The organism is Serratia sp. CY31944 (assembly GCF_052169175.1).
GTDB classification, from domain to species: domain Bacteria; phylum Pseudomonadota; class Gammaproteobacteria; order Enterobacterales; family Enterobacteriaceae; genus Serratia; species Serratia sarumanii.
This window is the reverse complement of record NZ_JBJNLG010000009.1, coordinates 104,505-117,565: the sequence shown is the minus strand read 5'-3', so window position 1 is coordinate 117,565 and position 13,061 is coordinate 104,505. Positions and strand designations below refer to the sequence as shown.

The 13,061-nt window shown below is 61.2% G+C and carries 13 protein-coding genes; 3 read left to right on the top strand and 10 right to left on the bottom strand.

What is annotated here, in order from left to right; translation table 11 throughout:
* Nucleotides 1–87 precede the first annotated feature (87 nt).
* Entirely contained in the window at nucleotides 88–807 is a 720-nt protein-coding gene (gene phnR / locus ACJ8IN_RS11555) for a phosphonate utilization transcriptional regulator PhnR (protein ID WP_033653907.1), read from the bottom strand.
* Between the two features lie 155 nt (nucleotides 808–962).
* On the opposite strand from phnR, the gene phnW reads away from it, so the two are divergent.
* Together phnW and phnX are read left to right on the top strand one after the other, a co-directional pair.
* Nucleotides 963–2,066 carry a 2-aminoethylphosphonate--pyruvate transaminase gene (gene phnW / locus ACJ8IN_RS11550; protein ID WP_041034837.1) on the top strand — a complete coding sequence of 368 codons (1,104 nt, stop codon included), beginning with the start codon at nucleotides 963–965 and terminating at the stop codon, nucleotides 2,064–2,066.
* A 9-nt stretch (nucleotides 2,067–2,075) separates the two neighbouring features.
* A complete protein-coding gene (gene phnX, locus ACJ8IN_RS11545) occupies nucleotides 2,076–2,885 on the top strand; it encodes a phosphonoacetaldehyde hydrolase (protein WP_060424272.1) in 810 nt (269 codons plus the stop codon).
* A 63-nt stretch (nucleotides 2,886–2,948) separates the two neighbouring features.
* On the opposite strand, the gene ACJ8IN_RS11540 is transcribed toward phnX, so the two are convergent.
* From ACJ8IN_RS11540 to ACJ8IN_RS11525, 4 genes are all read right to left on the bottom strand, one after another.
* A complete protein-coding gene (locus ACJ8IN_RS11540; protein WP_060424274.1) occupies nucleotides 2,949–4,340 on the bottom strand; it encodes an L-cystine transporter in 1,392 nt (463 codons plus the stop codon).
* Nucleotides 4,341–4,521: 181 nt separating this feature from the next.
* Complete coding sequence (locus ACJ8IN_RS11535) at nucleotides 4,522–5,070, bottom strand: metal-dependent hydrolase (RefSeq protein ID WP_049212644.1); 549 nt, start codon at nucleotides 5,068–5,070, stop codon at nucleotides 4,522–4,524.
* A gap of 425 nt (nucleotides 5,071–5,495) precedes the next feature.
* Entirely contained in the window at nucleotides 5,496–6,161 is a 666-nt protein-coding gene (hxpB, locus tag ACJ8IN_RS11530) for a hexitol phosphatase HxpB (protein ID WP_033638306.1), read from the bottom strand.
* A gap of 64 nt (nucleotides 6,162–6,225) precedes the next feature.
* On the bottom strand, nucleotides 6,226–7,506 hold the full coding sequence (locus tag ACJ8IN_RS11525) for an HdeD family acid-resistance protein (protein WP_060424278.1): 1,281 nt from the start codon (nucleotides 7,504–7,506) through the stop codon (nucleotides 6,226–6,228).
* A 185-nt stretch (nucleotides 7,507–7,691) separates the two neighbouring features.
* Between ACJ8IN_RS11525 and ACJ8IN_RS11520 the strand changes: the two genes are divergently transcribed.
* Nucleotides 7,692–8,252: a YniB family protein gene (locus ACJ8IN_RS11520; protein WP_033638308.1), complete on the top strand. Its 561-nt coding sequence runs from the start codon at nucleotides 7,692–7,694 to the stop codon at nucleotides 8,250–8,252.
* 35 nt (nucleotides 8,253–8,287) lie between these two features.
* Here ACJ8IN_RS11520 and ACJ8IN_RS11515 read toward each other — a convergent pair whose 3' ends face one another.
* The 5 genes from ACJ8IN_RS11515 to ACJ8IN_RS11495 form a co-directional block, all read right to left on the bottom strand.
* Nucleotides 8,288–9,157 carry a fructosamine kinase family protein gene (locus ACJ8IN_RS11515; protein ID WP_033642864.1) on the bottom strand — a complete coding sequence of 290 codons (870 nt, stop codon included), beginning with the start codon at nucleotides 9,155–9,157 and terminating at the stop codon, nucleotides 8,288–8,290.
* Between the two features lie 239 nt (nucleotides 9,158–9,396).
* Entirely contained in the window at nucleotides 9,397–10,251 is an 855-nt protein-coding gene (locus ACJ8IN_RS11510) for a metal ABC transporter permease (protein ID WP_048321510.1), read from the bottom strand.
* Nucleotides 10,251–11,111, bottom strand: a complete 861-nt coding sequence (gene yfeC, locus ACJ8IN_RS11505; RefSeq protein WP_033638311.1) for an iron/manganese ABC transporter permease subunit YfeC — start codon at nucleotides 11,109–11,111, stop codon at nucleotides 10,251–10,253. The genes ACJ8IN_RS11510 and yfeC overlap by 1 nt, the downstream gene beginning before the upstream one ends.
* On the bottom strand, nucleotides 11,111–12,001 hold the full coding sequence (locus ACJ8IN_RS11500) for a manganese/iron ABC transporter ATP-binding protein (RefSeq protein WP_060424279.1): 891 nt from the start codon (nucleotides 11,999–12,001) through the stop codon (nucleotides 11,111–11,113). Before ACJ8IN_RS11500 ends, yfeC begins: the two co-directional genes overlap by 1 nt.
* Entirely contained in the window at nucleotides 11,998–12,942 is a 945-nt protein-coding gene (locus tag ACJ8IN_RS11495) for a metal ABC transporter substrate-binding protein (RefSeq protein WP_033638313.1), read from the bottom strand. The genes ACJ8IN_RS11500 and ACJ8IN_RS11495 overlap by 4 nt, the downstream gene beginning before the upstream one ends.
* Between the last annotated feature and the right edge of the window lie 119 nt (nucleotides 12,943–13,061).

Sequence of the window (13,061 nt, the reverse complement as noted above, 5' to 3'; positions counted from 1 at the left end):
AAAGCGGCAAAATATATTTGCCGGCAACGGGGAATTGGGCGTGGGGGAGAAAGGCGGGGCGGCGGGCGCAGCCCCTGTCATGCGGGGTTAAAGCGTATCGACTTCGATGCGCAGGCTGTCGTGGCGCCAGTACTCGATATCGAAATCGAGAATGCGGCCGTGCTGGTCGTAATTCAACCGGCGCAGCAATAAGGCGGGCAGGCCGACCATGGCGCCGAGCGCGTTGGCGGCGCGGTAAGGCAGGGCCGTCGGGTAGAACGACAGATGCATGTTGCTGTAAATCAACGCGTAATGCTGTTGATAGACTTCGGTCAGGCTGCCGTTGAGATCGTGGCTGAGCAGTTCCGGCACCCGCTGCGGCAGGCAGTGGTTTTCGCAATAACAGATGGCGCGGCCGTCGGCGTAGCGCACGCGGCGCAGCAGATACACCTGGTCGAAGGGTTCGAGCGCCAGCGGCTGCATCACGTCGAGCGGCACCGTGGTTTTTTCGCCGGACAGCAGCGCGGTGCGCGGCGCGCGCCCCTGCTCCTGGCACAGGCGGTGGAAGTTGGTGTTCTGCGTCGGATCCAGCCACAGCCGTTCCGGCGTGACGAACCAGCCGCGGCGATCGGCGCGATAGATGGCGCCGGTGGCCTCCAGCTGCGCCAGGCTCTCGCGAATGGTAACGCGGGTGGTGGAGAAGATGGCGCACAGCTCGCGCTCCGAAGGCAGCTTGTCGCCCGCCTGCAGCGCGCCGCGGGTGATGCGCGCCTGAAGCTGATCCTTGATCTGCAGGTAGTGGGGCATTTCGCCCTGATGTTCTTTCATTTCATCTCGCTATGGCATCGGCCCGTCATTCCGGCACGCGCTTATTATACATAGCCAGATGAATTTTTTGTTTCATCGCGCTTTGTCGTTTGACCGGGGAAGGAATTTGCCGCCACAATGCCTGCAATCTGGTATAGACCAAATAGGTGAATAACATGTCCGATCGAAACTACCTGCTGTTGACCCCCGGCCCGTTGACCACGTCGAAAACGGTAAAAGAGGCGATGCTGTTCGACAGCTGCACCTGGGATGAAGATTACAACCTGGGCGTGGTGCAAAGCATCCGCCAGCAGTTGGTGGCGCTGGCGACGCCGTCCGCCGGTTACACCTCGGTGTTGCTGCAGGGCAGCGGCAGCTTTGCGGTGGAGGGCGTGCTGGGCACGGCCATCGGCCCGCAGGACAAGCTGCTGATCGTCAACAACGGCGCCTATGGGGCGCGGATGATCGAAATGGCGCGGCTGATGGATATCGACCACCACGCTTTCGACTGCGGCGAGGTCAATGAGCCGGACGTGGCGGCGATGGAGGCGGTGCTGAAAAGCGATGCGCGCATCAGCCATATCGCCATGGTGCACTGCGAAACCACCACCGGCATGCTCAACCCGCTGCAGAAGGTCGCCGGCCTGGCGGCGCGCAACGGCAAGACCTTTATCGTCGACGCCATGAGCAGCTTCGGCGGCATCCCGCTGGATGTAGACGCGCTGGGCATCGATTTTCTGATCAGCTCCGCCAACAAATGCATTCAGGGCGTGCCGGGCTTTGCTTTCGTCATCGCCCGCCGCAGCGAGCTGGAGAAATGCGCTGGCCGCTCGCGCTCGCTGTCGCTGGATCTGTATGCCCAGTGGCGCTGTATGGAAGACCAGGCCGGCAAATGGCGCTTTACGTCGCCGACCCACACCGTGCTGGCCTTCGCGCAGGCGCTGAAAGAGCTGGAACAAGAGGGCGGCATTGCCGCGCGCCACCGCCGCTATCAGACCAATCAGCGGCGGCTGGTGGCGGGCATGCGCGAGCTGGGCTTTGAGACTCTGCTCGATGATGCATTGCATTCGCCGATCATCACCGCATTCTATTCGCCAAAGGCCGACACTTACCGCTTCGCCGAATTTTATCAGCGCCTGAAACAGCAAGGGTTTGTGATCTATCCCGGCAAAGTGTCGCAGAGCGACTGCTTCCGCATCGGCAACATCGGGGAAATTTACCCGCAAGATATCGAACGTTTGCTGGCGGCTGTCGGGCAGGCGATGTATTGGAATCAATAAGGATTGACCATGAAACAGATCAACGCAGTGATCCTCGACTGGGCCGGCACCACGGTGGACTTCGGTTCCTTTGCGCCAACGCAGATTTTCGTCGAGGCGTTCAAACAAACCTTCGATATCGACATCAGCCTGGCGGAGGCGCGCATTCCGATGGGGCTGGGCAAATGGCAGCACATCGAGGCGCTGGGCAAGCTGCCGGCGGTCGACGCGCGCTGGCGGCAGAAGCTGGATCGCTCGATGAGCCACCAGGACATCGACGCGCTGTATCAGGCGTTTATGCCGCTGCAAATCGCCAAAGTGATCGACTTCGCCGATCCTATCGAGGGCGTGCCGCAGGTGATTGCTGGGCTGCGCGAACAGGGCATTAAAATCGGCTCCTGCTCCGGTTATCCGCGTGCGGTGATGGAGGTGCTGGTGCCTGCCGCCGCGCAGCGCGGCTACGTGCCGGATTACTGGGTCGCCACTGACGATCTCGCGGCCGGCGGGCGGCCGGGGCCGTGGATGGCGCTGCAGAACGCCATCGCGCTGGGCATCGATGCGGTGGCGCACTGCGTGAAGGTGGACGACGCGGTGCCGGGCATTCATGAAGGGCTGAACGCCGGGATGTGGAGCGTCGGATTGGCGCTGTCCGGCAACGAGTTTGGCGCGACCTGGCAGGAGTACCGCCAAATGGCGGCGGCAGAGATCGAGCTGCGCCGTACGGCGGCCGCCGATAAGCTGTATGCGGCGGGCGCACATTATGTGATAGACACGCTGGCGCAATTGCCGGGCGTTATCGCCGACATCAACCGGCGGCTGGCGGACGGCGAGCGGCCGTAACGACCGGGCGCGGGGCATAAAAAAACCGGGGGGAATCCCCGGTTTTTTCGTTTTGAGACGGCGTTAACGGTGAGCCAATTCGACTTCGTCTTCGCTGTCCATCACGATTTTGTCGGTTTGCTTCATCAGCTGGCTGGTGATGGTGCCCGCCGCCATGGAGCCGTTGACGTTCAGCGCGGTACGGCCCATGTCGATCAGCGGTTCGACCGAGATCAGCAGCGCGACCAGCGTCACCGGCAGGCCCATCGCCGGCAGCACGATCAGCGCGGCGAAGGTGGCGCCGCCGCCCACGCCCGCCACACCGGCGGAGCTGATGGTGACGATGCCGACCAGGGTGGCGATCCACACCGGATCCAGCGGGTTGATGCCGACGGTCGGCGCAACCATCACCGCCAGCATTGCCGGGTAAAGGCCTGCACAGCCGTTCTGGCCGATGGTGGCGCCGAACGACGCCGAGAAGCTGGCGATGGATTCCGGCACGCCCAGGCGACGGGTCTGCGCTTCCACGTTCAATGGAATGCTGGCGGCGCTGGAGCGGCTGGTGAAGGCGAAGGTGATCACCGGCCACACCTTGCGGAAGAATTTCAGCGGATTAACGCCGGTGAAGGCCAGCAGGGCGGCGTGAACCACGAACATGATGCCCAGGCCGATGTACGAGGCCACCACGAAGCTGCCGAGCTTGACGATGTCGTGAATGTTGGAACCGGCAACCACTTTGGTCATCAGCGCCAGCACACCGTACGGCGTCAGTTTCATGACCAGACGCACCAGCTTCATCACCCAGGCTTGCAGGGTGTCGATAGCCACCAGCACGCGCTCGCCTTTCGGCTTGTCGTCTTTCAGCAGCTGCAGCGACGCCACGCCGAGGAAGGTGGCGAAAATCACCACGCTGATGATCGACGTCGGGCTGGCGCCGGTCAGATCGGCGAACGGGTTTTTCGGGATGAACGACAGCACCATCTGCGGCACGGTCAGGTCGGCCAGTTTACCCACGTAGTTGGTCTGGATTGCCGTCAGGCGCGCGCTTTCCTGCGCGCCCTGCACCAGGCCTTCGGCGGTCAGGCCGAACAGGTTGGTGACCAGTACACCCACCAGCGCCGAGATCAGCGTGGTGAACAGCAGCGTGCCGATAGTCAGGACGCTGATTTTGCCCAGAGAAGAGGCGTTATGCAGCTTGGCCACCGCGCTCAGGATCGAGGCGAACACCAGCGGCATGACGATCATTTGCAGCAGCTGCACATAGCCGTTGCCGACGATGTTGAACCAGCTGATGGATTCTTTCAGTACCGGGTTGTCGGAGCCGTACACCAGCTGCAGGCCCAGGCCGAATACCACGCCGACCACCAGGCCGACCAGCACTTTTTTCGCCAGGCTCCATTGCTTGTGGCGGGTTTGCGCCAGCAGCAACAGGAGCGCGACAAACACCAGCACGTTAATCACGAGCGGAAAATTCATCCCCAATGTCTCCAATCATCTTTCTTATAAAAACGACTACGCATCACGTATGTCGCGATGTAAATATCGTAACAGTTTGCCGAGTAGCCCACTTATATCCAAATGGAATTTGATATAGCTTTTTGTGTGTTTTTGTTCGTTTTATATACATTAAGGTGATTGGTTGAGCGGTTTTTTGTGATCAGAGTCTAATATTTCTGATTTGCTCGACATAGGATTGCACCGGCAGGGTGAAATCACCTTGCCAGCAGATGGCAAACGCCACCAGGCACAGACACAGCACACGCTCGAGCTGGTTGCCTTTTTGCGAGTTGAGCAGCGGCAGGCGAAAACGCCAGCGGCACGGCCACAGCAGCGGAACGCCGGCGGGAGTGAGCATATCGGCCAGCAAATGGCTGAAGTAGCCGATGATCATGGCGTGCAGCGCGTCGGCCGGGATCGGCCAGCTGCGCGGTACGTCCAGCTGGAACAGCGCCATGCCGCCGGCGATCGCCAGCAGGCTGTGGGTGAAACCGCGGTGGCCGAATGCGCGGGCGATGGGAATGGCGAGCCAGCGCAGACGCTGGCCCAGCACCGACTTGGGGTGATCGATGTCCGGCAGCAGCGAGGTCAGCAGCGCGGCGGGTATGATGTGCCACCAGTCGCCGGTAGCCAGCTCTGGCGTCACTTCCGCCTTCTTGGCGAAGATCGCGCAAGCGACAGAGAATATAAGGTGTCCTTCCGCGGTCATGCTGTTGCGATTCCGGCTGGTAAACTGTTAATTTATCCAGTATATGGGAAAATTCCCAGTAGTGGAAGCAGTTACCCTGTAACCAATTGTTTATTTTCCCCTGTTTTACAACGGGTTGTTACGGCAATGCGTAACAAATCATCGCTTTTGACGGGCGTGAACAAAAAGCGGGCAATGGGCGGTGCGGAACGGAGAGAAACAAGGGTGGTTTTCAGTACGCAGCGGCGGGAGGAAGCGGCGGCCTTGAACAGCGCTGCGTGGCAGTGACAACGCTCCGCGGGCCGTCGCTTTCCCTGCCGCCCAGCATAATAATAACAACATGCCAATTCAATAATAATGAAACACTGTTTCGTTTGTTTTGCGGCGCGGATCCCTTTTATGCCGCAGAGCGGCAAAGCCAGGGCGCCGGTGGCCGGCGCCGCAGGTCAGGCAAAGTGGGCGGGGGTGAGCTGTTCCAGGGTCTCCAGCTGGTGGTCCGCCAGCGCCCAGCGCGGATCGTGGCGGTATTCGGCGGCGGGGATGACGATGGAACGCATGCGCGCGGCCTTGGTGGCGATCATGCCGTTAAAGGAGTCTTCCAGCGTGATGCAGCGCAGCGGATCGCTGCCCAGGCGCTCGGCGGCGATCAGGTAGACCTCCGGATGTGGTTTGCTGTACGGCAGGTATTCGGCGGAAACCAGCTGATCGAAGTAGCCCTCAAGATCGAACATCTTCAGCACCTGCCGTTGCATGTGCAGCGGCGAGGCGGAGGCGAGGCCGATGTTCAGCCCCTGCTCGCGGCACAGCTCCAGCGCCTGCCGGACGCCCGGCAGCAGCGGGCGCGTCTCGTGCACCAGCTCGATGGCGCGTTCGATAATCCGCGCCGACACCTCATCGAGCGATACGCCTTGCCACGGCATCGCCTGGTACCACATTTTCACCACCAGATCGATGCGCAGCCCCAGGGTGTCCGGCAGCTTGTGGCGATCGGACAGATCCAGACCCAGCGCGCCGAAGATATCCAGCTCGGCCTGCAGCCACAGCGGTTCCGAGTCGATCAACAAGCCGTCCATATCAAAAATTGCGGTTTCAATGCGTTGCGAATAAGCCATTAACGGTTAACTCCTGCCGGCGCGGGTGAATGTGCCCGATACTCTATCATCGCCGGTGGTGAGACTAAAATCTTTGCCTGCGCGTTTGGCTTTTGCCAAAGCGAAGGATATTCCACATCTCGCGTAATTTTAACCACCAGCGTTGGTGTTGGCGCTCGGTGACCTGTTGCAACATGCGGGCATAGTCCAGCACCAGTCCCGGCGTCCAGGTCATGCTTTCGCCACGGCTGCGCAGCACCGCCAGCATCCACAGATTGGGATCCAGCACCAATAACAGAAAACGGCGCCACAGATGTTTATCGCCCAGCACGCCCTCCAGCGCGCTGTCGAGCGCGCCGATGACCGTGGTGGAGCAGTTGCGCCGAGTCAGGTTGTAAGTCGCGTCCTGCCGATACCGCAGCCAGAATGCGCGCAGCGCCGCCGGGTTATAGCGATAGAACTGAATTTTCTTGTCCGGCGGGCACCAGGCGGCGATCTCGCCCGGCAGGTCGGGCAGGAAACGCCCGTCGACGTTGTTCTGTTCGCCGGCATGCAGCAACTGGCGGAAATCCTGAACGGAATGGCTGATGTCGTTGAGCGGGTAGTGACTGATATACACATCCGGCGCGAGCGCCAGGGCGGCATGACCGGTGGAGATATTGCCGCCGCCGTCGACCGCCGCGATGTATCGGTCGACGATGTAACGCCGGCGTGGATCTTTAGCCGCACCAATCGGTGTCCAGACATACACCGTGAGCGGCGTAGCCTCGTCCGCCGGGGGCGGTGGTTGCCGCGCGGGGTGCTGATTCAGAGAGAAGCTTGCCAGCCTCCGGGCGATACGCAATAAAGCCCAGCCGGAAAGCACCATCATCACGCCGAGGCAAAAGGGCACCGTCATCCGGTGCGGCGCCGGCCAGCCGACAAAAATCATCAACGAAAGCAGGATCTCGCCGCCGCCCGCCAGCGCCACGGCTTTCCATCGACTGTGTTGAATCACCGTGGAGGAGGCGATGCGCACGGCGCCGTCAAGCAGCAGCGCGCTGCCAAACACCACGGTGGCGACGATGTTATCGTCTGCGGGCACGTCCAACATTAAAAAGGCCATAAACACGAAGCCCAGCCCCTTCAGCAGCACCGGCCTGCTGGCAGAAGAGCCGATCACCAGCGCGGCGGATATCGCCACCAGCCCCTCCAGCGCCAGGATGACCGCCAGCGCATCCAGCGCCAGCACGGAGCGGCCATCCTGCAGTATGTCGAACAGCACCAGCGCCCCTGCGGCTATCCACAGCCAACCGAACAGCACCAGCAGGCGGCGCTGGCCGTGCAGCGCCTGCGCGCCCAGCAATAAGATAATCAGTCGAATCATGGCGGCCTCTGCCCGAATGGATAACTTTATCTCTTCAATGATAGTGCCCCGACGGCGTTAAGCAGTTGATTTCGGCGAATTCGGCTAAGCTTGTAGCACAGCGGGAATGAAGAAAACGGTGGGCGAGCTTTGCCAACTGCAGGTAGACTTAGCCGATTCGGTTACGTCGCTAACAAGGGGAACACATGACGTATCAACAGGCCGGGCGTATCGCCATTTTGAAACGCATTCTCGGATGGGTGGTTTTTATCCCGGCGTTGCTGTCGACGCTGATTTCCGTGCTGGGCTTTGTCTACCAGCACAGTGAAAAAACCAAGGGCATCAACGCGGTGATGCTGGATTTTGTCCACGTGATGGTGGACATGGTGCGTTTCAATACGCCGTTCCTGAACCTTTTCTGGTACAACTCCCCGGTGCCTGACGTGGATAAAAGCCTGTTCAGCGGCGCCAATCTGATGTTCATCATCATCTACATACTGATCTTCGTCGGGCTGGCGCTGCAGGCTTCCGGCGCGCGCATGTCGCGCCAGGTCAAGTTCATCCGCGAAGGGTTGGAAGACCAGATGATCCTGGAGCAGGCCAAGGGCAGCGAAGGGCACACGCGCCAGCAGCTGGAGGAGCGCATTACGCTGCCGCACCACACCATTTTCCTGCAATACTTCCCGCTGTACATCCTGCCGATCGTGATTGCGGTGATCGCCTGGTTTGTGATCCGCCTGTTGGGGCAGTTGGCCGGCGCGGCCTGAGGCATGAACGGGGCGCCGAGCGGCGCCCCGGAACGTTACGACGCCTCGGGCTGCAACAGCGCTTCCACCGCGCGCTGCGCAGCCACCAGATGCTGGCCGCCGAACAGGTTGCTGCGGTTAAGCAGGTAGTACAGCTGATACAGCGGCTGGCGCTCGATAAACCCGGCCCCCAGCGGCCACACGCTCTGATAGCCGTCGTAGATCTGCGGCGGCAGCTCCGGATACAGCGGCAGCATCGCCAAATCGCACTCTCGGTCGCCCCAGTAACTGGCCGGGTCGAACAGAATCGGCCCGTTGGCGGTCATCGCGCAGTTGCCCGGCCACAGGTTGCCGTGCAGCAGGGAAGGCTGCGGCTGGTGGTGCTGCAAGCGCAGATACACCCGATCGACGATGTCGTCGATATCGCCGAAGGTCATGCCTTTCTCCGCCGCCAGCTGCAGCTGCCAGCCGATGCGCTGCTCGGCGAAGAATTCCGACCAGCGGCGCTGCCAGGCGTTGGGTTGCGGGGTGGTGGTCAGATCGCTGTCGAAGTCGAGACCGAACTGCGGTTGCTCGCTCCACTGGTGCAGATGCGCCAGCTGCTGGCCCAGGCAGTAGGCGCCGTGGGCGTCGAGGGGTTTCAGCTGCTGATACTCCAGCAGCAGGAAGCTGTAGTCGCGATCGCTGCCGACGCCGTACACTTCCGGCACCCGCACGCTTTTGCTGCGTGCCAGCAACGCCAGCTGATCGGCCTCGGCGGTGAATATCGGCAGTTGTTCCCGGGCGTCGCATTTCACGAACACCTCGTTGTCACCGTAACTCACGCGCCACGCCGGGTGAATGTCGCCCCCGGGCAGTTCAATCCTTTCGCGTATCTCTGCGCTGCCAAGATGTTCACTTAACAGACGGCTAACGGCTTGCCACATGGTATCTCCCCCTCTGTGCTGCCTGATAATTCATTAGGTTAGCGTCTTTCCCGTGGTGAAAACACGACGCGGCGCACAGCCGGCGTCAAAGGCGGCGATTTTTTCAGCGTCTCGCCAGCTCAAAGTATATACCCTATTGATTAATTTAAGCGCAATACCGGTTGCAACTTGATGACAACAACGCAATGAGCGGGGGCAGGCGATGCGGCGAGCAGTGGGCATCGCCGCATCGGAGGGAATTAACCGCCGGTGAGGGCGTTTTGGTTACGCTGTAACGGACGCAGCTTGCTGTACAACAAGGCGATAACGAACAACACGGCCTGTACGATGACGATGCAGGGCCCGGTGGCACCGTCGATGTGGAAGCTGATCAGGGTGCCAAGCACGCAGGAGAACACCGACACTACCGTCGCCACCACCAGCATGCGTTCGAAGCGGCGGCACAGCATAAAGGCGATGATGCCCGGGGCGATCAGCATGGCGATCACCAGGATCACCCCCACGGCCTGCAGCGAGGCGACGATGGTCATCGCCAGCAGGCACAGCAGCCCGTAGTGCAGCAGCTTGACCGGCAGGCCAATCACCCGCGCATGATGCGGATCGAAGCAGTACAGCATGAAATCTTTGCGCTTGAGCAGCACCACCGCCAGGGTGATGCCGGCGATGAGCAGTGTTTGCTTCAGCTCGCCGTCGGTAATGCCCAGCATGTTGCCGAACAAAATGTGGCTCAGGTGCTGGTCGGTATCGATGCGCGAGAACAGCACCAGGCCGAAGGCGAACATGCCGGAGAAGACGATGCCCATCACCGTGTCTTCTTTCACCCGGCTGTTCTCTTTCAGGTAGCCGGTGGCTACCGCGCAAAAGATGCCGGAGAGGAAGGCGCCGATCGCCAGCGGAATGCCGACCACGAACGCCACCACGATGCCGGGCAGCACCGCGTGCGAGATGGCGTCGCCCATCAGCGACCAGCCTTTGAGCACCAGATAACAGGAGAGAACGGCGCACACTACGCCGGTGACGATGGCGGCGATGATCGCCCGCTGCATGAACGGGTAGGCGAAGGGTTCGCTGAGCAGTTGATACAGGGTGTCCATCAGCGGCCTCCGGTTTGCGAATGCGCCACGCGGCGCCGAGACGCCAGCAGGCCGTGTTTCGGCGCGAAGAAGAACGCCGCCAGGAACACCAGCGTTTGCAGGGTGACGATCACCCCCCCGGTGGCGCCGTCGAGGAAGAAGCTCAGGTAGGCGCCGATGCCGCTGGTCAATGCGCCGATGATGATGGCGATGATCACCAGCCGGCTGAAGCGATCGGTCAACAGATAGGCGGTAGCGCCCGGCGTGATCACCATGGCGATCACCAAAATGGCGCCGACGGTTTGCAGCGCGGCGACGGTACAGGCGCTGAGCAGGGTGAAGAACAGGATCTTCAGCCGCAGCGGCGACAGGCCGATCGACACCGCGTGGCTTTCGTCGAAGAACACCGCCAGCAGGTCTTTCCACACCAGGCACAGGATCAGCAGCGAAACGCCGATGATGATTTCCACCTGCAGCACGTCTTCATCGGCGATGCCGAGGATGTTGCCGAAGATGATCGACTGCACGTTGACCGAGGTGGGGTTGAGCGACACGATCAGCAGGCCGACGGCGAAGAAGGTGGAGAAGATAAAGCCGATGATGGCGTCTTCGCGCAGCCGGGTGATGTGGCGCACCAGCGTCATCGCCAGCGCCGCCAGCATGCCGGTAAAGAAGGCGCCGGCGGCGTAGGGCAGGCCGAGGGCGTAGGCGCCGGCCACGCCGGGCACCACCGAGTGCGACAGCGCATCGCCCATCAGCGACCACCCTTTCAACATCAGGTAGGCGGAGAGGAACGCGCAGGCGGCGCCGACGATGGCGCTGACCCAGATGGCCTTCACCATGTAGTTGTAACTGAAAGGTTGCAGCAGAAGGTCCAGCATCAGGATTGTTTCTCCCTGGCCTGGCTGTTGGCCGGCGGATCGCTCTTGGTGTGGCCGTAGAACACCGCCGGGCGCTCATCGTCGGTCAATACCGTAACGGTGCGCGGATCGTTGTCGTCGTGCAGATCCGGGCCGGAGAGGTTGATATGGCGCAGCACGCCGCCGAACGCCTGCTCCAGATTGCTCTGGGTGAAGGTGGTTTCGGTCGGGCCGGCGGCCAGCACCGTGCGGTTGATGAGGATCACCCGATCGCAAAACTCCGGCACGCTGCCGAGGTTGTGGGTGGAGACCAGGATCAGGTGCCCCTCGTCGCGCAATGCGCGCAGCAGATCGATAATGGCATTCTCGGTTTTCACATCCACGCCGGTGAACGGTTCATCCAGCAGCAGCACGGTGCCCTGTTGCGCCAGCGCGCGCGCCAGAAACACGCGCTTCTTCTGGCCGCCCGACAGCTCGCCGATCTGCCGGCCGCGCAGCTCGCTCAGGCCGACGCGCTCCAGCGCCTTGTCGACCCGCAGCCGATCCTCGCGCGACGGAATGCGCAGGAAGTTCATCTTGCCGTAGCGGCCCATCATCACCACGTCTTCCACCAGCACCGGGAAGTTCCAGTCGACGTCTTCGGTCTGCGGCACGTAGGCGATCAGATTCTTTTTCAGCGCCTCCGACACCGGTTTTTCGCTCAGCGACACCCGGCCGGCGGTGGGCCTGACCAGGCCCATGATGCTTTTGAACAACGTCGACTTGCCGCTGCCGTTGACGCCGACCAGCGCGCAGATCGAACCGCCGCTCAGGGTAAAGCTGGCGTTGTGAATGGCGGTGTGTCCGTTGTTGTAGGTCACTGTGACGTCGTCCACGTTCAACTCAGGGCGGACAAACGGTTCATGGGTCATTGATCGAATCCTTTGGCGATGGTTTGCACGGTGGTGTTAAGCAGGTCGATGTAGGTCGGCACCGGACCGTCGCGGGTGGACAGCGAGTCTACGTACAGCACGCCGCCGTATTTGGCGCCGGTTTCTTTCGCCACCTGTTTGGCCGGCTTGTCGGAAATGGTGCTCTCGCTGAACACTACCGGAATATGGTGGGCGCGCACTGCGTCGATCACCCGGCGCACCTGCTGCGGCGAGCCTTGCTCATCGGCGTTGATCGGCCACAGATAGACTTCTTTCAGCTGATAGTCCTGCGCCAGGTAGCTGAAGGCGCCTTCGCTGGTCACCAGCCAGCGCTGTGCGGCCGGAATGCGCGCCAGGCGTTCGCGCAGCGGGGCGTCCAGCGCGCCGATTTTCTCTGCGTAGGCCTTGGCATTGCGGTTATAGGTTGCCGCGTTGGCCGGATCGTGCTCCACCAGCGCTTTGCGGATGTTCTCGATGTATACCAGCGCGTTGCTCGGCGACATCCAGGCGTGCGGATTAGGGTTGCCGTTATACGGCCCTTCGCGGATCGGCAGCGGGGTAATGCCTTCGGTGACTACCGCCGCCGGCACCTGCTTGATGTTTTCGAAGAAACGCTGGAACCAGCGTTCCAGGTTCATGCCGTTCCACAGGATCAGGTCGGCGTGCTGCGCTTTGACGATATCGCGCGGGGTCGGTTGATAGTCGTGGATCTCGGCGCCCGGCTTGGTGATGGACTCTACCACGGCGGCATCACCCGCCACGTTCTGGGCGATGTCCTGAATGATGGTAAAGGTCGTCACCACGCGCAGCTTTTTTTCCGCCAGCGCGTTTTGGCTGACCAAGGCGGCGCCGAGCAGCAGGCAGGCGAGCGTGAAAGGGCGTAACAGTGTGGCAGCGCGGAAAGGGCGACTGCGACGAAAAGCGCAACTTATCAATGGCATGATGACGTCTCCTGGTTCAAATGAAAATGATTATCAATATCAATTGAAGCGAAGTCAAGCGTCACTTGCCCACCGCCGGCGGGGTACATCTCCAACTGAAAAAATAATACCCTCCGGGA

What these genes read in the sequence shown, in the direction of transcription:
- ACJ8IN_RS11500 (WP_060424279.1), bottom strand. Translation starts at nt 12,001, where the DNA reads ATGACCCATGAACCGTTTGTCCGCCCTGAGTTGAACGTGGACGACGTC.
- ACJ8IN_RS11495 (WP_033638313.1), bottom strand. Translation starts at nt 12,942, where the DNA reads ATGCCATTGATAAGTTGCGCTTTTCGTCGCAGTCGCCCTTTCCGCGCT.
- ACJ8IN_RS11510 (WP_048321510.1), bottom strand. Translation starts at nt 10,251, where the DNA reads ATGGACACCCTGTATCAACTGCTCAGCGAACCCTTCGCCTACCCGTTC.
- ACJ8IN_RS11540 (WP_060424274.1), bottom strand. Translation starts at nt 4,340, where the DNA reads ATGAATTTTCCGCTCGTGATTAACGTGCTGGTGTTTGTCGCGCTCCTG.
- ACJ8IN_RS11515 (WP_033642864.1), bottom strand. Translation starts at nt 9,157, where the DNA reads ATGTGGCAAGCCGTTAGCCGTCTGTTAAGTGAACATCTTGGCAGCGCA.
- ACJ8IN_RS11525 (WP_060424278.1), bottom strand. Translation starts at nt 7,506, where the DNA reads ATGATTCGACTGATTATCTTATTGCTGGGCGCGCAGGCGCTGCACGGC.
- ACJ8IN_RS11535 (WP_049212644.1), bottom strand. Translation starts at nt 5,070, where the DNA reads ATGACCGCGGAAGGACACCTTATATTCTCTGTCGCTTGCGCGATCTTC.
- hxpB (WP_033638306.1), bottom strand. Translation starts at nt 6,161, where the DNA reads ATGGCTTATTCGCAACGCATTGAAACCGCAATTTTTGATATGGACGGC.
- phnW (WP_041034837.1), top strand. Translation starts at nt 963, where the DNA reads ATGTCCGATCGAAACTACCTGCTGTTGACCCCCGGCCCGTTGACCACG.
- phnR (WP_033653907.1), bottom strand. Translation starts at nt 807, where the DNA reads ATGAAAGAACATCAGGGCGAAATGCCCCACTACCTGCAGATCAAGGAT.
- ACJ8IN_RS11520 (WP_033638308.1), top strand. Translation starts at nt 7,692, where the DNA reads ATGACGTATCAACAGGCCGGGCGTATCGCCATTTTGAAACGCATTCTC.
- yfeC (WP_033638311.1), bottom strand. Translation starts at nt 11,111, where the DNA reads ATGCTGGACCTTCTGCTGCAACCTTTCAGTTACAACTACATGGTGAAG.
- phnX (WP_060424272.1), top strand. Translation starts at nt 2,076, where the DNA reads ATGAAACAGATCAACGCAGTGATCCTCGACTGGGCCGGCACCACGGTG.